The organism is Rhodococcus sp. AB351 (genome assembly GCF_049538275.1).
Taxonomy (GTDB): domain Bacteria; phylum Actinomycetota; class Actinomycetes; order Mycobacteriales; family Mycobacteriaceae; genus Rhodococcus.
The window spans coordinates 430,331-448,675 of record NZ_JBMVFW010000001.1; the positions used below are offsets into that span (position 1 = coordinate 430,331).

Annotated in this window: 17 protein-coding genes; 10 read left to right on the top strand and 7 right to left on the bottom strand. The window is 68.2% G+C overall.

Annotated features, from left to right (window positions below):
- Positions 1-67: 67 nt before the first annotated feature.
- The gene (locus tag ACPCXD_RS02170; protein WP_088898309.1) at positions 68-2,038 is read right to left on the bottom strand and encodes a M13 family metallopeptidase; all 1,971 of its coding nucleotides are present in this window, start codon (positions 2,036-2,038) and stop codon (positions 68-70) included.
- Between the two features lie 112 nt (positions 2,039-2,150).
- Between ACPCXD_RS02170 and ACPCXD_RS02175 the strand changes: the two genes are divergently transcribed.
- Positions 2,151-3,356 (top strand): serine hydrolase domain-containing protein, encoded by a 1,206-nt coding sequence (locus tag ACPCXD_RS02175; protein ID WP_088898308.1) that lies wholly within the window; start codon positions 2,151-2,153, stop codon positions 3,354-3,356.
- Here the strand turns inward: ACPCXD_RS02175 and ACPCXD_RS02180 are convergent, their stop codons facing one another.
- The 5 genes from ACPCXD_RS02180 to ACPCXD_RS02200 all read right to left on the bottom strand — a co-directional run bounded on the left by ACPCXD_RS02180 (position 3,357) and on the right by ACPCXD_RS02200 (position 7,931).
- On the bottom strand, positions 3,357-4,325 hold the full coding sequence (locus tag ACPCXD_RS02180) for a peptidase associated/transthyretin-like domain-containing protein (protein ID WP_088898375.1): 969 nt from the start codon (positions 4,323-4,325) through the stop codon (positions 3,357-3,359).
- A gap of 91 nt (positions 4,326-4,416) precedes the next feature.
- Positions 4,417-5,340, bottom strand: coding sequence for a PaaI family thioesterase (locus ACPCXD_RS02185; RefSeq protein ID WP_423658177.1), 924 nt, complete (start codon positions 5,338-5,340; stop codon positions 4,417-4,419).
- Positions 5,341-5,417: 77 nt separating this feature from the next.
- Entirely contained in the window at positions 5,418-6,029 is a 612-nt protein-coding gene (locus ACPCXD_RS02190; RefSeq protein ID WP_145690872.1) for a DUF1707 SHOCT-like domain-containing protein, read from the bottom strand.
- A gap of 79 nt (positions 6,030-6,108) precedes the next feature.
- A complete protein-coding gene (locus ACPCXD_RS02195) occupies positions 6,109-6,765 on the bottom strand; it encodes a response regulator (protein ID WP_145690873.1) in 657 nt (218 codons plus the stop codon).
- Entirely contained in the window at positions 6,762-7,931 is a 1,170-nt protein-coding gene (locus ACPCXD_RS02200; protein WP_423658180.1) for a sensor histidine kinase, read from the bottom strand. Before ACPCXD_RS02200 ends, ACPCXD_RS02195 begins: the two co-directional genes overlap by 4 nt.
- A gap of 152 nt (positions 7,932-8,083) precedes the next feature.
- On the opposite strand from ACPCXD_RS02200, the gene ACPCXD_RS02205 reads away from it, so the two are divergent.
- Complete coding sequence (locus ACPCXD_RS02205) at positions 8,084-8,617, top strand: hypothetical protein (protein WP_145690875.1); 534 nt, start codon at positions 8,084-8,086, stop codon at positions 8,615-8,617.
- A gap of 118 nt (positions 8,618-8,735) precedes the next feature.
- Positions 8,736-9,200 (top strand): VOC family protein, encoded by a 465-nt coding sequence (locus tag ACPCXD_RS02210; RefSeq protein WP_059384083.1) that lies wholly within the window; start codon positions 8,736-8,738, stop codon positions 9,198-9,200.
- 15 nt (positions 9,201-9,215) lie between these two features.
- Here the strand turns inward: ACPCXD_RS02210 and ACPCXD_RS02215 are convergent, their stop codons facing one another.
- Positions 9,216-10,235: a sigma-70 family RNA polymerase sigma factor gene (locus tag ACPCXD_RS02215; RefSeq protein WP_059384084.1), complete on the bottom strand. Its 1,020-nt coding sequence runs from the start codon at positions 10,233-10,235 to the stop codon at positions 9,216-9,218.
- Between the two features lie 186 nt (positions 10,236-10,421).
- Here ACPCXD_RS02215 and ACPCXD_RS02220 point away from each other — a divergent pair, with 186 nt between their 5' ends.
- The 7 genes from ACPCXD_RS02220 to ACPCXD_RS02250 all read left to right on the top strand — a co-directional run bounded on the left by ACPCXD_RS02220 (position 10,422) and on the right by ACPCXD_RS02250 (position 18,331).
- Positions 10,422-11,858 (top strand): ABC1 kinase family protein, encoded by a 1,437-nt coding sequence (locus tag ACPCXD_RS02220; protein ID WP_051032991.1) that lies wholly within the window; start codon positions 10,422-10,424, stop codon positions 11,856-11,858.
- A gap of 111 nt (positions 11,859-11,969) precedes the next feature.
- The gene (locus ACPCXD_RS02225) at positions 11,970-12,779 is read left to right on the top strand and encodes a crotonase/enoyl-CoA hydratase family protein (protein WP_145690877.1); all 810 of its coding nucleotides are present in this window, start codon (positions 11,970-11,972) and stop codon (positions 12,777-12,779) included.
- Between the two features lie 39 nt (positions 12,780-12,818).
- Complete coding sequence (locus ACPCXD_RS02230) at positions 12,819-13,976, top strand: acyl-CoA dehydrogenase family protein (RefSeq protein ID WP_016692353.1); 1,158 nt, start codon at positions 12,819-12,821, stop codon at positions 13,974-13,976.
- Positions 13,977-13,978: 2 nt separating this feature from the next.
- Complete coding sequence (locus tag ACPCXD_RS02235) at positions 13,979-15,547, top strand: acyl-CoA synthetase (protein ID WP_145690879.1); 1,569 nt, start codon at positions 13,979-13,981, stop codon at positions 15,545-15,547.
- On the top strand, positions 15,544-16,152 hold the full coding sequence (locus ACPCXD_RS02240; protein ID WP_423658183.1) for a TetR/AcrR family transcriptional regulator: 609 nt from the start codon (positions 15,544-15,546) through the stop codon (positions 16,150-16,152). The genes ACPCXD_RS02235 and ACPCXD_RS02240 overlap by 4 nt, the downstream gene beginning before the upstream one ends.
- A complete protein-coding gene (locus ACPCXD_RS02245) occupies positions 16,149-17,294 on the top strand; it encodes an acyl-CoA dehydrogenase family protein (protein ID WP_016692356.1) in 1,146 nt (381 codons plus the stop codon). The genes ACPCXD_RS02240 and ACPCXD_RS02245 overlap by 4 nt, the downstream gene beginning before the upstream one ends.
- Positions 17,291-18,331: an acyl-CoA dehydrogenase family protein gene (locus tag ACPCXD_RS02250; protein ID WP_145690881.1), complete on the top strand. Its 1,041-nt coding sequence runs from the start codon at positions 17,291-17,293 to the stop codon at positions 18,329-18,331. Before ACPCXD_RS02245 ends, ACPCXD_RS02250 begins: the two co-directional genes overlap by 4 nt.
- The last annotated feature ends 14 nt before the right edge of the window (positions 18,332-18,345 follow it).

The following is an 18,345-nucleotide window of genomic DNA, read 5'->3' on the forward strand; positions in this document are numbered from 1 at the left end:
GAGAACGAAACCTGAAAACGACCACTGCCCCGATGCATTCCGCGTCGGGGCAGTGTCGTGCGTGGAGCTACCAGATGCGCACGCGCTCCGAAGGATCGAGATACAGCCCGTCACCTTCGCTGACCTCGAACGCGTCGTAGAACGCGTCGATGTTGCGGATCACGCCGTTGCAGCGGAACTCCGGCGGCGAGTGCGGGTCGACGGCGAGACGGCGTGACGCCTCCTCGTCACGAACCTTCGTACGCCACACCTGCGCCCATCCGAAGAACACGCGCTGCAGCCCGGTCAGGCCGTCGATGACGGGCGCGGGCTTGCCGTCGAGCGCGATCTCGTAGGCCTTCAACGCGATCGACAGGCCGCCGAGGTCACCGATGTTCTCGCCGATCGTGAAGCTGCCGTTGACGCGTTGTCCGGGAAGGGCTTTCGGCTCGAACGCGTCGTACTGCGCGATGAGGGCGGCGGTGCGCTTACCGAACTCTTCGCGGTCCGAATCGGTCCACCAGTTCTCCAGATTGCCGTCGCCGTCGTACTTCGCGCCCTGGTCGTCGAAGCCGTGCCCGATCTCGTGCCCGATGACCGCGCCGATACCGCCGTAGTTCGCGGCGTCGTCGGCGTGCAGGTCGAAGAACGGAGGCTGGAGAATCGCGGCGGGGAAGACGATCTCGTTCATCCCCGGGTTGTAGTAGGCGTTGACCGTCTGCGGCGTCATGAACCACTCGCCGCGATCGACCGGACCACCGAGCTTGCCGAGATCTCGGTCGTACTCGGCGGCGTAGCCGCTGCGGTAGTTGCCCACCACGTCGTCCGCGGTGATCGTCACGGCGGAGTAGTCGCGCCAGGTGTCGGGATAGCCGACCTTGGGCGTGAACTTCTCGAGCTTGCGCAGCGCGGCTTCGCGCGTGGCCGGGCTCATCCATTCGAGGTCGGTGATGGACTGCCGGTACGCCTCGGTGAGGTTGTCGACGAGCACCTGCATGCGCGTCTTCGCCTCGGCGGGGAAGTGCCGTTCGACGTAGAGCTTGCCGACGGCCTCGCCGAGCAGGTCCTGCACGAGCGACACGCCGCGCTTCCAGCGGTCGCGGATCTCCTGCGTGCCGGTGAGCGTGCGGCCGTAGAACGCGAAGTTCTCGTCGACGAACGCCTCGGACAGATACGGAGCCCGCGCGCGCAGCACCCGCCACACCGCCCAGGCCTTCCAGTCGTCGAGGTCCTCGTCGGCCCACAGCGTCGCGAACGTCTCGAGGAAGCTCGGCTGACGGACGACGATCTCGGCCCACTGGTCGGTCGTCGCACCGGTCGCGGTGATCCATCCTGTCCAGTCGAACTGCGGAAGGTCGGTGAGCAGCGAGTCGAGGGTGAGCAGGTTGTAACTCAGGTCGGCGTCGCGACGCTTGACGACGTCCCAGTGCCCGGCGGCCAGCTTCGTCTCGAGCGCGACCACCGTCGCCGCGTCGTAGGGCAGGTCGGCGAGGGCGAACATCCGGCCGATGTGGGCGGTGTACTGATCGCGGATCTCGGCGTAGCGGTCCTCGCGGTAGTACGACTCGTCGGGCAGACCGAGCCCGCCCTGCGAGACGTGCATGAGATAGCGCTCGGAGTTCTTCGAATCGGTGTCGACGTAGTGCGCGAGCGCACCCGTCACGCCGGCGCGCTGCAACCGGCCCAGCACCGCCGCGAGCGCGGCACGGTCGGCAGCCCCGGAGACCGCCCCGAGTTCCTCGCGGATCGGATCGAGACCGGCGGCCTCGATCGTCGCGGTGTCCATGAACGAGGTGTACAGGTCGCCGATCTTCTGGGCGTCGGTGCCCGGCTCGGCGCCGGACGCCGCGGCTTCTTCGATGATGGTCCGCACGTCGACCTCGGCCTTGTCGGCGAGCGTGCGGAAGGCTCCGTCGAGCGCGCGGTCGGCGGGGATCTCGTGTTCGGCGAGCCATCGGCCGTTCACGTGTTCGAAGAGGTCGTCCTGGGGGCGGACCCGTTCGTCGACGTGTCCGAGATCGATGCCGGAGCGAATCTCCGAGTTCTGCGCGAGGGTCATGCTCCCCATCCTTACACCGGATGGGCAGGTCGTGCAGTCGCCCGCGGACCGGACCGCCGTGGAAGTGGGAGAACACCCTCGGGAGCGTTTACATACTCCTAACATCGCCCTCATGACCGAAGGTTCCACGACGGAGCCGCCCGCGGCGACCCCGTCGACACAGATGCTGGTCGATCCCCGCTTCATGCCTGTCGCGGATCTGTTCTTCCGGATGTTCTACAAGCCGAGCCAGGGCGGCGGTGCTCTCGCCTGCTACCTGCACGGCGAACCCGTCCTCGACATCTGGGCGGGCTGGGCCGCACGCGACAAACGGTGGACCCGCGACACCGTCGTGCTGTCGTTCTCCACCGGCAAGGGGGTGGCCAGCACGGTGGTGCATCGCCTCGCCGAGCGTGGCCTGCTCGACTACGACGCGGCCGTGGCCGAGTACTGGCCGGAGTTTGCCGCGGCCGGCAAGGAGACGATCACGCTGCGACAGCTCATGTCGCACCGCGCCGGACTGCACAAGTCGCGCGGGCTCGTGCCCGGCCGGGAGGGGCTGCTCGATTCCGAGGCGGTGGCCGCCGCGCTCGCCGCCTCCCCACCCGATCCGCGACGCTTCCACGGGCCGGGTTATCACGCCGTCACCTACGGCAACCTCGTCGCCGAGGTCGCATCGCGCGTGACCGGGGTGCCCTTCCAGGAACTCGTGCGCACCGAGATCGCCGAGCCGCTCGGCACGGACGAATTCTGGTACCACGTGCCCGAGGACCAGCGGCACCGCATCGCCCGGGTGTTCCCCAAGGTCAACTTCCTGCCGGCACCGTGGACGACGGCGTCGGCGGTGCTGTCGCGCGCGCCGGGCGTGCGGGGTCTCGCCGAGGCGGGCATGGCGGAGGGCTTCGACGAGCTGATGCGCAGTCCGTCCGCGCACGACGCCGTCATGCCGGGATGGAACGGTGTGTTCACCGGGCGGGCCCTGGCCCGCATGTATGCGGCGATCGCGAACGGCGGAGCGATCGACGGTGCCCGCCTGTTGAAGGAGGACACCGTCGACCAGTTGCTCGAAGTGCAGACCCGGCGACGCGACTACGTCCTCGGTATCCGGCCCAATTGGCGGCTGGGTTACCACCCGGGTTGGGTCGCCCTGCGGCAGCAGCCGCTGCGGTCGGTCGGGCACTACGGGTTCGGCGGCTCGGGAGCGTTCGCCGACCCGGAGACCGGACTGTCGGTCGCGTTCGTCACCAACCGCATGGGCAACACCTTCACCACGATCTCCGACGGCCGGTTCCCGAGACTCGGCGCGGCGGCGGTGACGGCCGCGCGCCGAACGGGGTGATCAGACGTCGACACCCACGTTGACCGCGGCGAGGACCCGGTCGCCCTGACGTGCGGTGACGGTCGTCCCCGTCGGGTCGTGGATCGAGTCGGTGTCGTTGCGGGTGTCGCGGCCGCTGTGCTCGGTGTACGGCTCGACGGTGGAGAAGATCTCGTCGGTGAGCGCGTCGTCGAAGTACAGCTGCGTGGTGAGCACCGTCGACCGGTCGATGTGCACCTTCAGGTGGATGTGCACGGTGCGGCCGCGGTACCAGCCGGGATAGATCGTGTCGAAGAAGACGATGCCGTCGGCGTTCGTCACCTGCGCGCCGCGCAGGTAGGTGCCGTCGTCGGTGGTCGTGGCCTCCACGTCTCCCGAGCTGTACGAGCCGTCGGAGGTCTCCCCGGAACCCGGTGCCTCCGGTGCTCCTGGCGCCCCGGGCGGCGGACCCATCCCGGCGGGCGGCTGCATGCCCTCCGGCGGTGTCATCCCCTCGGGTGGACTCCCACCGGCCGGCGGAACCGGTCCACCGGGGAAGGCCGTGCCCGATTCGAAGCCCGAGTACTCGCCCCCGGCGTCGCAGTGCCAGATCTCGACAACGGCGTTCGAGATCGGAGCCGCGGACCCACCGGGATCGCAGTTCGCGAGATCCTGCACCCGCACTGCCAGCGTGAGGGGGAGGCCTGGCCGGTCCTCGACGATGTCGCGGCGGATGGAGTCGACGTCGAACCAGTACGGTCCCTGCGTCACCTCGGCACTCATCACACAGCTCGGTGCGTCGTCCAGCATCGCGACGAGCTGTGCGTCGATGCCGGTCGCGGTGGGTGTCGTGGTGGTCACCGCCGATGCGGTGCCGGTCGTCGCGGTGGTGGCCGATTCGTCCGTGCCGCACGCCGCCGCGATCAGCCCACCCAAGCCGATCGTTCCGCCGAGCGCCAACGCCCGTCGGCGGCTGACACGTCTGCGGCTCGCCTCGACGTCCTCGTTCATGATCTCTCCTCCGTGCGTCCTCGTTCCGACCATCGTCCGTCCGGACGCTCGAGACACGGTGCGAGAAGGCTGGGAGATTCCTGCGAACCCGTTACGCGCGGGGGAACAGCTGGACGTTGGCGTGCGCGCGCACGTAGACGGTGCCGTCGGCGGCGCACAGCGTCGTCTCGAAGGACGCGAGTCGCCGTCCGGCCCGCACCGCGTCGGACCGCAGTTCGATGACCGGCCCGGGTACTGCCGGGGAGCGGAGGTAATCGAGACCGATCTCCAGCACGCGGTAGTCCTGATCGATGCCGGTCAGTGTCTGCGCGGCCAGGCCGGTGACGGCCTCCGCCATCGACACGAGCACACCGCCTTGCACCGAACCGATCACGTTGGCCATCCACTCGCGCGGCGACAGCCGGGCCTGCACGACGCCGCGCTCGGCGACCGTCACCTCGAGTCCGAGCAGTCCGGCGAGCGGTCCGCGCGGAAGAGTCCCGGTGGAGATGCCCGTGACGATGTCGAGGCCGGGCAGTTCGGTCAGGATCGCCGCATCGGACCACGGTTCCGGCTCGTCCCGCTCCGGCACGGCCTCCGATGCCTCGGCGCCGAGTTCCATCGGCGTGCGCCCGACGACGATGGAGCGCCCGACCAGGTGCGCGACGAGAGCACCCTGCTCGTCGCGCACGTCGGTGCCCGACACGGCGGTGGACTCGTCGAAGAACAGGCTGCTGCCGTGGCCGACGAGGGCACCCGAGGTGGGGAAGGGGCGGGCGAGCGTCGCCGTCAGGTGCGACAGCACGCTCTGTGGTCGCTCACCGGTCTCCGCGAACCGGGCGATGCCGGCGGGTACACCCGCCGCGAAGTCGGTGAAGACTCCGATGGAGGCGAGCGTGGTCTGCCCGCGGTGGTCGAACAGGTGCGATCCGACGGACTGGGTGACCGAGACCGACGCGTCGTCGGCGACCTCGATGCCGACGCCCATGAAACGACCCGGACGGTCGACGGTGAACTGAGCGGTCTCGATTGCCATTCCTTGCTTCTACCAGGAACAGCGCAGGAAAGAGCAATCGGGGAGCGGTTCACCCAGGTTCACGGTGACCCGTCGCTTCAGCTGCGTGGCGTCTCCGGACCGCGACGACCCTCGAGTTCCCGGATCCGCTTCGACGCCTCCTCGAGCCGCTTCTTCCGCTCGGCGGCCTCCGACTTCTTGAGCTCTTCGTAGACCTTCTCGTCGTCGTCGCTGTACTTCAGGATCAACCGCGGAACGCTGAGCGTGACGATCAGCGACGGCCACACGATCCACGCGTAGCTCCAGTCGAGAGCGATCTGCAGGACGAGGAAGGTCACGAGCGTGACGCCGATGATGATCCAGTCCAGCGTCTCGACCATGCTGCCGCGTTCGCGGAGCGAGGCCAGCTCGTCCTCCGGGGACTGGGGTGCCGCCGTAGGAGAGCTGTCGTGGCGGACCGCCGGTGCCGAGGAGTCGGGGATCATCCGGATGTGCCCGTCGACCTGTTCGAGAGGAACACCGCCGGGCAGTCCCCGGAACGACGGGAGCAACGCCGAAAACGTTCGCGCCGAAGATATCTCCCCGGATCGTTCGTAGAACTCGGCGCTGTCGAGCCGGCCCGCGGCGTAGTGTTCGCCGAGTGCGTTCAACGCGTGCATACGTTCGGCGTCGCTGAGCAGCAGGTCGTCGTGATCGGAATTGCCGGTCATTTCTTTTCCCGCGCTTTCGGAGTCGGTTGTCGATTCCTGGTGCATCCCCGATCCTAGAGCCGATGATCGGGCCCCGATCCTAGAGCCGATGATCGGGCATGTCCCGGGCGAGGATGGCCGCCTGGATCCGCGATTGCAGCCCGAGTTTGTGGAGCACCCGGGCGACGTGTGTCTTCGCCGTGTTCTCACCGATGCCGAGGCGGGTGGCGATCTGGCGGTTCGACAGTCCCTCTCCGAGACACGCGAAGACCTCCTGTTCGCGTGCGGTGAGGGCATCGAAATCCGGACCGTCCGGAACATCCTCCCGCCGAGTCGTTTTCGAGACGAACGCGTCGATGACGGTTCGCGTGACCTGCGGTGAGAGCACGGACTCCCCGGAGTGCACCGCCCTGATCGCGTCGAGCATGGCATCCGCCGAGGCGGTCTTGAGGAGATATCCGGCCGCCCCGGCACGAAGACTCTCGAAGACGTACTCGTCGATCTCGAAACTCGTCAGCACCAGCACCCGGGCGCTCGTCTCCTCGGTGATGGTGCGGGTCGCGGCGATCCCGTCGACGTGCGGCATGCGGATGTCCATGAGGACGACATCCGCGGCGAGCGCGCGGGCCTGCGACACTGCGACGGCGCCGTCGGCGGCTTCGCCCACCACCTCGATGTCCTCGCTCGTGTCGAGCAGGAGTCGCAGGCCCGCGCGGATGGCGCTGTGGTCGTCGGCGAGCAGCACCCTGATCGTCACGTCGTACTCCTGTTCGCGAGCGGCAGTTGCACGTATGTCCTCCATTCGTTCCCGTCGCGACCGGAGCGGGCGTGCCCGCCCACCGCGGCGGCGCGCTCGGCGATATTGCACAGGCCGTGCCCGGCGCCGCGGGCCGGTGACGGACCTGCGATGTCCGGGTCTCCGATGGGGTTCACCACCTCGATCCCGAGCCGGCCGTCGGTGTCGTCGAAACGAAGGGTCACCGGCCGTCCCGGTGCATGCTTGACCGCGTTCGTCAGAGTCTCCTGGACGATGCGGTAGGCCGTGAGATCGACCTCCGCGTCGAGGTCTGCGGGAGGACGACCGTCGATCCGGACGGAGGTGCCGGCGGCGCGTGCGGATGCGGTGAGCGGTTCGAGGTCGGCGAGGCGACCCGCCGTGGTGATCTCGTCGTCGGTGTCGTCGCTGCGCAGCAGGCGCACCATCGACTGCATCTCCTGCAGGGCGGCCACGCTGCCGGAGCGTACGGACTCGAGCACGGTCAGCGCTCTGTCGGGATCGGACTCGCGGAGACGGAGCGCGGCCTCGCTCTGGATCGCGATCGACGACAGGTGCCCCGCCACCACGTCGTGCAGGTCGCGGGCCAGACGCTGCCGCTCGGTGGTGATGGCGGCGCGACGGTCCAGTTCCGCGACCCGCGAGAGGGCCTCGGCGCGTGCCCGTTCGATCTCGGCGGCGTCCCGATGTGTGCGGACGGATCGGGCCCACCAGATCGGGACGACGATCACGAGCGCGGCGATCGACACGGCCCACACCGCGATGCGCAGGTCCTGGAAGTACACACCGAGCGCGACGGCGCCGACGACGATCGGGACCACCGGGGCGCGTTCGAGGAATCGGCTGGTCCGCGCCGAACCGAAGAGCGCTGCGGCATACAGCAGGTCGCCGTATGCGATCCAGACCGGCAGAGAAGGGCCGACGACGAGGTCGATCAGCACCGGAACCGTGCCCACCAGGAGTGCGAGAAGCGGTCGCGTGCGGCGCATCGTCATCGGTGCACACACGCAGGCGAGCAGAACGAGCCACACCCACAGCGGCTGCGGCGAGCGGTCCTCGACGAGCACACCGAGATCCAGGGCGTACAACAGTGCGCCACCCGCAAAGTACGCGAGGGCGACGAGCAGGGAGTTGTAGCGCGGGTTCACGAATCCCACTCGAATCTCGGATTCACGGTTGTCCACGGGAACGATTCGACCACAACCGGGAGAGAATCAGGGTCGGCGTCACCCGAAGTGATGAGGCATCTGTCGCCCATCGGGCGACGCGCGCATAGGGATGTGCGCGCGATTCTGAGGTCATGTTCAGCCACATCGCCGCCTTCATCGTCGGATGCGAGATCGCGTTCTGGGTCGTGCTCGCGGCCGGACTCGTGTTCCGGTACCTGCTCCGGCTCGGCAGGACGGGTGCGGTGCTGCTCGCCCTGATCCCGCTGATCGATGTCGTCCTGCTCGCGGCCGTCGCCGTGGATCTGCACAACGGCGCGGAGGTCGGCTGGATCCACCGTGTGGCCGGCATCTATCTCGGTGTGAGTGTCGCCTTCGGACCGAGCATCGTCCGGTGGGCCGACCGGCGGTTCGCCTACCACTTCGCGGGTGGTGCGAAACCGGAACGCGCTCCGAAGGAAGGCCCGGAGGCCTTCCGCAAGGAATGTGCGGACTTCGGGCGATGGCTGCTCGCGGCCGGGATCAGCGCGGCCGCCGTACTCGGACTCGGGTCGACCGTCGCGAACGGCGAACAGACCTCGGCGCTGTACGGAATCTTCCCCACCCTCGCCACGATCACGGTGATCTGGCTGATCACGGGCCCGGTCTGGATGCTCGGCAAGCAGTGACGACCACATCGCTCCGAGAAATCTCCGGGTGCGCGATGAGTGCTCGCGGGGCGGCCGGTCTGTATCCGTGACATCCGGACCGCGTCCCGTACAGGACGAGCCGAACACAGGAGAAACCATGTCGCGCATGCTGTTCGTCAACCTCGCCGTCGAGAACGTCGCCGCCTCCCGTGCATTCTTCGACAAGCTCGGATTCACCTTCAACGAGATGTTCTGCGACGAGAACACCGCGTGCCTGGAGATCAACGAGCAGACCTACGTGATGTTGCTCGAGAAGCCGCGATTCCGCGACTTCATCAACGACGACATCTGCGACACCACGAAGGCCCGCGAGGCGCTGATGTGTGTGTCGGCCGACAGCCGGGAGGGTGTCGACGCGATCGTCGACGGCGCGCTCGCGGCCGGTGGCAGCGAGTGGGTGACGGCCGGCGCGCAGAAGGCGCAGGAGGAGATGGGGGACTTCGCCCATCAACGGGCCTTCCGCGACCTCGACGGCCACGTCTGGGAGGTCATGTGGATGGATATGGCTGCCGCGTCGCAGGCGTGGGCACCGGAGGATGCCGAGGAGAACACCACCGCGTAGGCCCTACCGTGTTGTTCAGCGGGCTGCCGGGTCCTCCGGCAGCCCGAACCGGGCGAACAAGGCTGTGGTGTCGTCGGAGAAGAAGACGGTGGCGTGCGTGACCCTACCGTCGACGATGTCGAGCACCTGCAGTTGGAAAGGGTGGTGGCGGCCGTCCTCCCCTCGCATGTACAGCCCGAATGCCGGCTGGCCGTTGGCCACGGTGGGAAGCAGTACCTGGTCGCCGGGGCCCTTCGCGGGGCACTTGTGCTTGATGAGGGAGACGATCGCGTCGGGGCCCTGGTACCAGCCCTCGAAGGGCGGCATCTCCCAGACGGCGTCCTGGGTGAGCATCTCGACGAGCGAATCGATGTCGTACTTCTCGAAGCCGTCGACCCAGCGCTGCAGCAGTGCCTTGGTCTCGGCGCTGTCGGGTTCGGCGAGGTCGTCGTCGCGGACCTGGGCGTCCTTCAACTGCGCACGTGCCCGTTGCAGAAGACTGTTGACCGCCGCCGTCGACGTGTCGAGTGCGGCCGCGACCTCGGTGGCGCGCCACTGCAGGACCTCGCGGAGCAGCAGGACCGCGCGCTGGCGTGCGGACAGGTGCTGCAGAGCAGCGACGAACGCGAGGCGGACGGAATCGCGGGATGCCGCGATGGTGGCGGGATCCGACGGATCGTCGGTGGCATACCCCACGGGGAACGGCTCGAGCCACGGCACCTCGGGGCGGGTGACCAGATCGTCGGTGGGATCGGAACTGGGCGCGCCGAGCCCGGTGGGCAACGGCCGGCGGCTACGACCTTCGAGCGCCGTCAGGCACACGTTGGTGGCGATACGGTGCAACCACGTGCGCAGTGAGGAGCGGCCCCCGAAGTTCTCGTAACCGCGCCAGGCGCGCAGATAGGTCTCCTGGACCAGGTCTTCCGCATCGTGCAGCGACCCGCTCATGCGATAACAGTGGGCGAGCAGTTCGCGACGGAACGGCTCGGCGAGTTCCATGAAATCGGTCGACGTCGATGTCGAACCGGCAGATTCTTCGAGCAGTTGTTCGGTCATGAGCGCGATACCCCCGGCTGGTCGGACCCGAATCCGCTACCCGTCAGAGAGTAGTCGGGGGCACCGACAGAAGACAGATGATCGTCGGGTCTCGATCGGGGCGCCGGATGCAGGTACCGTGCACGAAGTCGCGCCGAGGTGAGCGCGTGGTGGACGGAGTGGGGACAGGTCGTGCACGAGTACACGCTGCGCGAAGGCGTATCCGGAGCGCAGGGCCACAGCAGGCCCGAGCGCAACGGCCCCGTCGGCCCCTTCGCCGACGGTCTTCCACCCGGTGCCCTGGACGTCGAGCGGCCTCCGCTCGACCGGTTCGGGCCGGCCGAGCTCGGACGGGCCGTGGTCGTCGCCGCCGTCCTGATCGCTTTCGTGGTGTGGGCGGTGCTGCGGTGGACCGTCCGGCCCCGGCAGCACAGCGTCGTCGAAGCGGCCGCGCACGGCACCGTCGACGCCTTCGAGCATCTCGGGCCGACCTTCGTGAAGCTGGGACAGCTCATCGCATCGTCGCCCGGACTGTTCCCCGCGGCCCTCGCCGACGCGTGCCTGCGCATGCTCGACGATGTGCCGACCTTCCCCTCCGAACAGGCCCGTGCGGTGATCGAGGAGGATCTCGGACACCGCATCGACGAGATGTTCGAGTCGTTCGACGACGTGCCGCTCGCCGCGGCGTCCGTCGCCCAGGTGCACGGGTGCGTGCTGCGCGACGGCCGCCGGGCCGTGGTGAAGGTGCAGCGGCCAGGGATCGCGCACCGCATGCTCGTCGATCTGCGCGCCGCCTACATGGGCGCGAAGCTGCTGCAGCTCTTCGAGTTCTTCCGCATCGCGAACACTCCGGGGATCATCCGCGATCTCTACAACGCGACGATGACCGAGCTCAACGCGGCGGTCGAAGCGGATCGTCAGGATCGCTTCCGCCGCAACATCTCCGCCTTCGGTGACAACACCTTCGTCACGGTGCCCGAGGTGTACTGGCAGTGGTGCGGTCCGCGGGTGATCTGCATGGAACGCCTGCAGGGCAAGCCCGTCGACCGGGTGGTGCCGGGCCAGGACGATCTCGACACCTCCCTGCTCGTGCGCCGCGGGGTGAAGGTGTGGATGGAGGCGGTGCTCTGTCACGGCCCGTTCCACGGCGACGTGCACGCGGGCAATCTCTGGCTGCTCGACGACGGACGGGTCGCGCTGCTCGACTTCGGCATCGTCGGCGAACTGCCCGAGAAGTGGCGCGCGCTGCTGCGGGCGCTGTTCCGTGCCGCCCTGCTCGACGGCGACTTCACGGCGGTCGCGCAGAGCGTGCGGGCGCTCGGTGTCGCCGCCGACCTCGACGTCGACGACGCGGCGGTGGGCCGGCAGGTTGCCGAGATCTTCGGTCCGCTGCTCGGTCAGGACGTGGGGGAGTTGCGGCTCAGCGAACTGATCGGCGCGCTCGTCTCGCTCGGACGCAAATGGAACACGTCGACTCCCGAGGAGCTCGTGTTGTTCGGGAAGCAGCTCGGATATTTCGAGCGCTACGCGACCGCGCTGGCACCGGGTTGGGTGCTCGGCCGCGATCCCTTCGTCTTCCGGAACATCTTCCCGGAGGAAGTGGCCATAAGAATCGCCGAATCGAACGTGAGCCTGCCCGACTGAGGCACGAGCCTGTTCGGTCTTTACAGGATGCGACCCGCCCCGTAATTTGAACGATCGTTCGACCAAATTATGGTGCGAGCCACACTGGCTACCGGAAGGACCGCGACCGCAATGGCAACTTCGCAGGACGTCGTACTGAGCACGCGCGACGGAAACGTCGTGACCTGGACGATCAACCTTCCGGGGGCGCGCAACCCGATCTCGGGTGACGACGTCGTCGACCGTCTCGTCGAACTCGTCGAGGAGGCCAACCGCGACATCGACACCCGCGTCGTCATCCTCACCGGCGCCGGATCGGCCTTCTCCGCCGGCGGCAACGTCAAGGACATGGACGAGCGTCGCGGCATGTTCGGCGGCGCACCCCACGCCCTGCGCGAGGGCTACCGCCGCGGCATCCAGCGCCTGCCCCGGGCCATCTACCACTGCGAGGTCCCGATCATCGCCGCCGTCAACGGACCCGCCGTGGGCGCCGGCTGCGACCTCGCGATGATGTGCGACATGCGGATCGCCTCGTCGAAGGCATTCTTCGCGGAGAGCTTCGTCAAGCTCGGCATCATCCCCGGCGACGGCGGCGCCTGGCTGCTGCCGCGCGCGGTCGGTGCGGCGCGCGCCGCCGAGATGGCCTTCACCGGCGACCGCGTCGACGCCGCGACCGCCCTCGACTGGGGCATGGTCTCGCAGGTCGTCGAACCCGAACAGCTCCTCGACGCCGCGAACGCGCTCGCCGCTCGCGTCGCCGTCAACCCCCCGAACGCACTGCGCATGACGAAGAAGCTCCTGCGCGAGGGCCAGCGCGTCGATCTCGACACGCTCCTCGAACTGTCGGCCTCCCTCCAGGCGCTCTCACACCACAGCGAGGACCACCGCGAAGCCCTCTCGGCGTTCCTCGAACGACGCACCGGCGACTTCACCGGCAACTGACCTTTCCCTCTCCTTCCCCCCACCCCCGGAGGGCAAACCATGCAGCGGACGATCTTCACCGAAGAACACGAGCAGTTCCGGAAGATGGTGCGCGACTTCATCGAACGTGAGGTCGCGCCGCATCGCGAGGAATGGGACGAGATGGGTCGTCCACCCCGCGACTTCTTCCGCCGGCTGGGCGAACTCGGCATCCTGGGCATCCAGGTCCCCGAGGAGTACGGCGGAGGCGGCGAGTCGAGCTTCAAGTTCAACACGATCGTCTTCGAAGAGGTTGCGCGCGCCGGAGTCTCGTTCGGCTCCTACACCGTGCACGCCTGCCTGATCCTGCCCTACCTGCTCGAGTACGCGACCGAGGAGCAGAAGCAGCGCTGGCTGCCCGGCTTCGCCGACGGCTCGATCATGACCGCGATCGCGATGACCGAGCCCGGCACCGGCTCCGACCTCGCCAACATCGCGACCTCGGCGAAGCTGTCCGAGGACGGAAAGCACTACATCATCAACGGCGCGAAGACCTTCATCACCGGCGGCGTCACCGCCGACCTCATTCTGACGGTCTGCCGCACGAGCCCGTTCGATCCCGAGAACCGCCGCGGCGGCCTGTCGATCATCGCGGTGCCCACCGACAGCGAGGGCTTCGCCGTCGGTCGCAAGCTCGACAAGATCGGTCTGCACCAGCAGGACACCGCCGAACTGTCGTACACCGACGTCAAGGTGCCGGTCGAGAACCTCCTCGGCGAGGAAGGCGCGGGCTTCGGGTACCTCACCCACAACCTGCCGCAGGAGCGTCTGAGCATCGCCCTGAACCAGGTCGGCTTCGCCGAGGCTGCCATCGCACACGCAATCGCATACACCAAGGAGCGCAAGGTCTTCGGCAAGCCCGTCGCCTCGTTCCAGAACACGAAGTTCGTGCTCGCCGAGTGCTCGGCCGAGACCCAGGCCGCGCGTGTCTACGTCGACCACTGCCTCGAACTGCTCGACCGCAAGGAACTGACGGTCGCCGATGCGGCCCGCGCCAAGCTGTTCTGCACCGAGGTCTCCGGTCGCGTCATCGACAAGTGCCTGCAGCTGCACGGCGGTTACGGCTACATCACCGAGTACCCGATCGCCCGGCTCTACGCCGACACCCGCGTGACCCGGATCTACGGTGGCACCAGCGAGGTCATGAAGACGATCATCTCCAAGGACCTGGGGCTGTAGGCATGTACCCGGGCCGTTACGCCGCGGTCGCCCCGGACCGGCCCGCCGTGCACGAGGCCGCGACCGGGCGGACGCTCACCTATCGGGAACTCGAGGACGCGTCCGTCCGGTTCGCGCACTGGCTGCGCGCGCACGACGTCGGCAGGGGCGACCACATCGCGGTGATCACCGTCAACGTCCTGACGGTGTTCGAACTGTACTGGGGTGCAATGCGTTCCGGTGTCTATATCACGCTGGTGAACAGGCACCTCGCACCCGCCGAGGCCGCGTACATCGTCGACGACTGCGACGCGAAGGTGCTCGTCGTCTCGGCGCCGCTCGCCGAACTCGCCGAGGCGATCGCGCCGCTCACCCCGAAGGTGACGCACCGCATCGCCTTCGGAGGTCGGGTGCCCGGACATCTCGTGTACGAAGAGGAGGTGGCGGGTCTTCCCGTCACCCCCATGGTGGACCAGCCTCGCGGCAGCGACATGCTGTACTCCTCCGGCACCACCGGGCGCCCCAAAGGCATCAAGCCCGCGCTCACCGGTGCGCAGGTGGGGGACGAGCCGGGTTCTCCGCTGCTGAAGCAGGTGCGCCGCTTCGGCTTCGACGAGAACACCGTCTACCTGTCGCCGGCACCGATCTACCATTCGGCGCCGTTGCGGTACAGCGTGTCGACGCAGGCCCTCGGTGGCACGGTCGTGCTCATGGACCGGTTCGATCCCGAGCTCAGTCTCGCGTGCATCGAGCGCTATCGCGTCACCCACAGCCAGTGGGTGCCCACGCATTTCGTGCGCCTGCTGAAACTTCCCCGCGAGGTCCGCGAGCGCTACGACCTGTCGTCGATGCGGTGCGCGCTGCACTCGGCGGCTCCGTGCCCGGTCGAGGTCAAGCAGGAACTCATGCGGTGGTGGGGCGAGATCGTCTACGAGTACTACTCCGCGACCGAGGCGATCGGCAACACCCTCGTCACCCCGCAGGAATGGCTGCGCAAGCCGGGCACCGTCGGGAAGACCGGTGGCCCGGGCACACTCGGCCTGGCCCGCATCTGCGACGAGAACGGCAACCGGCTGCCCACCGGTGAGATCGGCACCGTCTACTTCGAACGGGACGACTTCTCGTTCGAATACCACAAGGATCCGGAGAAGACGGCGTCCACGAGGCACCCCTTCGAGGGCAACTGGTACACCACCGGCGACATCGGATATCTCGACGAGGACGACTACCTGTTCCTCACCGGGCGCGACAAGTTCACGATCATCTCGGGTGGGGTGAACATCTACCCGCAGGAGATCGAGAACGTCCTCGCGCTGCACCCGTCGATCGCGGACGTCGCGGTGGTCGGTGTGCCGGACGCGGACCGCGGTGAACGCGTCGAAGCGTTCGTGCAGCTCGTCCCCGGCGCAGAGGGATCGGACGAGCTCGACGACGAGATCATCGGGTTCTGCCGGGAACGCCTCTCGCGTTTCAAGTGCCCCCGGCACGTGCGGTTCGTCGACGAACTGCCGCGCACGCCGACGGGCAAGATGGTCAAGGGCAGGCTCGGCGAGCTGATCGCGCAGTACGCCGACACGGGAGCGTTGTCGTGAGAGTGCTGTCGCCGAAACAGCGCGTCTTCATCGAGGCGGGCCGGAAGGAATTCGTGCGCAACGGATACGGCTCGTCGTCGATCCGGACGATCGCGCAGGAAGCCGGCGTGAGCCTGTCCGCGCTGTACTACCACTACAAGAACAAACAGGATCTGCTGCTGGCGATCCTGCTCGACGGTGTCGACACCTACGACGCGGTCTGCGACGCCGAACTCGCCCGCGCCGGCGACGATCCCGTCGAGCAGATCCGCGCGTTCGTCAGGGGGAACGTCATCTTCCGCACGCAGTTCCCCGACCAGGGCCGCATGATCGCGACGGAAGTGCGCAACCTCGAACCCGAGGGTGCGCGACTGTACGAGGAACGCCGGCGTGCCGGCCGGAGACGGATCCGCGACATCATCGATCGCGGTGTCGCACAGGGTGTCTTCACCACGAAGTACCCCGACGACTGCCGCCGGTCGATCCTGGCGATGGTCTCGGCGATCGCCAACTGGTACGACCCCGCGGGCCCGGACGGCCCGGACAAGATCGCCGAACGCTACGCGGACCTGTCGCTGGCGCTGCTGTGTCCCACCATCACCGGTGGAGAAGGAGATTCACGATGAGTGCACGACTCGTGCCGAGGGCGGGCACTCCCGACCCGGCACTGACGGAACTCCGTGCCGAGGTACGGGCGTTCTTGAAGGAACAGATCGACGCGGGCGTGTTCACCCCGGGCATCGACACCTGGCTGACGCGATGGAACCCCGAGTTCACCCGCGCGCTCGCCGCTCGCGGCTGGGTGGGTATGACGATCCCCGTCGAGTACGGCGGACACGGACGGACCTTCATGGAGCGCTTCGTCGTCACCGAGGAGCTGCTCGCGGTGGGCGCTCCGGTCGCCGCCCAGTGGGTCGCCGACCGTCAGGCCGCACCGTCGCTGTTGAAGTACGGCACCGAGGAGCAGAAGAAGCGGTTCCTGCCGGGCATCGCGGCCGGTGAGATCTGCTGGGCCATCGGCATGTCCGAGCCCGACTCCGGATCCGACCTCGCGAGCGTCAAGACGAAGGCCACGCAGGTGGACGGCGGGTGGCGGATCTCCGGCACCAAGCTGTGGACGTCCGGGGCGCACCACGCCGATGCCTTCTTCGGCCTCGCGCGCTCCGCACCGCTCGATCCGGCGCACCGCCACGACGGGCTGAGCCAGTTCATCGTGCTGCTCGACTCCCCGGGCGTGACCATCCGCCCGATCCTGTCGATGTCCGGCGACCACCACTTCAACGAGGTGCTGCTCGACGACGTCTTCGTCCCGGACGACCTGGTGCTCGGGCAGATCGGCGCCGGCTGGGAGCAGGTGACGAGCGAGCTCGGCTACGAGCGCAGCGGTCCCGAACGTTTCCTGTCGACCTTCGGGGTGCTCGAATCCCTCGTGCACGGTGTGGCCGACGGCAGCGTCGAAGCGGACACCCGCATCGGAGCGACCATCGGACGCATGGCGGGCCTGCACCGCATGTCCACCGCGGTCTCCGAGTCCCTCGAACGTGGCGAGAACGCCGAACTCGCGGCGTCGGTCGTGAAGGTGCTCGGCACGAAGACCGAGGGCGACCTGGCGGATCTCGCCGACGAGATCGCGGGATACACCGCGGCCGACGCACATCTGGCCGAGCTCGTCCGGGCAGGCGTCATGCAACGACCGGGCTTCACACTGCGCGGCGGCACGAGCGAGATCCTCCGCGGGGTCATCGCACGAGGATTGGGGATGAGATGAGCGGGCAGGACGCACTGCAGTCGACGGAACTGCGCGACTTCGCACAGATGCTGTCCGAGGTGTTCACCTCGGGTGACGACCACCGCATCGGGGAGGTCGTCGAACTCGATCGTGCCCTGTGGAGCACCCTCACCGAGCTCGGCCTCGATCGGCTCACCGGTTCGGAGGAGAGCGGCGGAAGCGGCGCGGGATGGCTCGAGGCCGCCCTGCTGCTCGAAGCCGCCGGCAGCGCCGCTGCTGCCGTGCCGGTGGCCGAGAACGACCTGCTCGCGGGTTGGCTCCTCGAACAGGCAGGCCTCGAGGCGGCACCGGCCGTGCGTACCGCCGCGGTGCTCGACGCCGACGGCCGCGCGCGCCACGTGCCGTGGGCCCGGTTCGCGGACTCGATCGTTGTTCTGTGGGAGTCGCCGCAGGGATGGCAGGTCGCCGAGCTCGCACGCGGCGACGTCGAGATCGTCGAGGCCGTGAATCTGGCGGCGGAGCCCCGCGATCACGTGCGCGTCGACCTGTCGACCGTGTCGGGACATGACGTTCCGGCGGGCACCGCCGACGAGTTCCGCTACCGGGGCGCGCTCGTCCGTGCGCTGGCCACCGCGGGTGGGATGGATCGGATCCTCGAGCTCGTCGTCGACCACACCACCGCGCGCGTGCAGTTCGGTCGTCCGCTGGGCAAGTTCCAGGCGGTGCAGGCGCTCGTCGCCGACATCGCCACCGAGGCCTCGCTCGTGCACGCCGCCGCGGACGGTGCGGTCGATGCCGTTCTCGCGGGAGGTTTCGGTGACGCGTCGACCCGCTTCGCGATCGCAGCGGCCGCGTCGTGTGCCGGACATGCGGCCTCCGTCGTCGCCCGCAACGCCCATCAGGCGCTCGGCGCGATCGGCTTCACGATGGAACACGAGTTGCATCGGCACGCCAACCGGATCCTGTCGTGGCGCAGCGAATTCGGCACGGTTGCGTCGTGGGATTCCGAACTGCTCGCCGCGGCCGGTGAGGCCGGGGACGTGTGGGCGTTGATCACGGGTGGCCCGGCGCGCTGACCGCCGCCGGTCGC

What these genes read in the sequence shown, in the direction of transcription:
- ACPCXD_RS02210 (WP_059384083.1), top strand. Translation starts at nt 8,736, where the DNA reads ATGTCGCGCATGCTGTTCGTCAACCTCGCCGTCGAGAACGTCGCCGCC.
- ACPCXD_RS02230 (WP_016692353.1), top strand. Translation starts at nt 12,819, where the DNA reads ATGCAGCGGACGATCTTCACCGAAGAACACGAGCAGTTCCGGAAGATG.
- ACPCXD_RS02190 (WP_145690872.1), bottom strand. Translation starts at nt 6,029, where the DNA reads ATGACCGGCAATTCCGATCACGACGACCTGCTGCTCAGCGACGCCGAA.
- ACPCXD_RS02170 (WP_088898309.1), bottom strand. Translation starts at nt 2,038, where the DNA reads ATGACCCTCGCGCAGAACTCGGAGATTCGCTCCGGCATCGATCTCGGA.
- ACPCXD_RS02185 (WP_423658177.1), bottom strand. Translation starts at nt 5,340, where the DNA reads ATGGCAATCGAGACCGCTCAGTTCACCGTCGACCGTCCGGGTCGTTTC.
- ACPCXD_RS02175 (WP_088898308.1), top strand. Translation starts at nt 2,151, where the DNA reads ATGACCGAAGGTTCCACGACGGAGCCGCCCGCGGCGACCCCGTCGACA.
- ACPCXD_RS02180 (WP_088898375.1), bottom strand. Translation starts at nt 4,325, where the DNA reads ATGAACGAGGACGTCGAGGCGAGCCGCAGACGTGTCAGCCGCCGACGG.
- ACPCXD_RS02245 (WP_016692356.1), top strand. Translation starts at nt 16,149, where the DNA reads ATGAGTGCACGACTCGTGCCGAGGGCGGGCACTCCCGACCCGGCACTG.
- ACPCXD_RS02225 (WP_145690877.1), top strand. Translation starts at nt 11,970, where the DNA reads ATGGCAACTTCGCAGGACGTCGTACTGAGCACGCGCGACGGAAACGTC.
- ACPCXD_RS02250 (WP_145690881.1), top strand. Translation starts at nt 17,291, where the DNA reads ATGAGCGGGCAGGACGCACTGCAGTCGACGGAACTGCGCGACTTCGCA.
- ACPCXD_RS02235 (WP_145690879.1), top strand. Translation starts at nt 13,979, where the DNA reads ATGTACCCGGGCCGTTACGCCGCGGTCGCCCCGGACCGGCCCGCCGTG.
- ACPCXD_RS02205 (WP_145690875.1), top strand. Translation starts at nt 8,084, where the DNA reads ATGTTCAGCCACATCGCCGCCTTCATCGTCGGATGCGAGATCGCGTTC.
- ACPCXD_RS02215 (WP_059384084.1), bottom strand. Translation starts at nt 10,235, where the DNA reads ATGACCGAACAACTGCTCGAAGAATCTGCCGGTTCGACATCGACGTCG.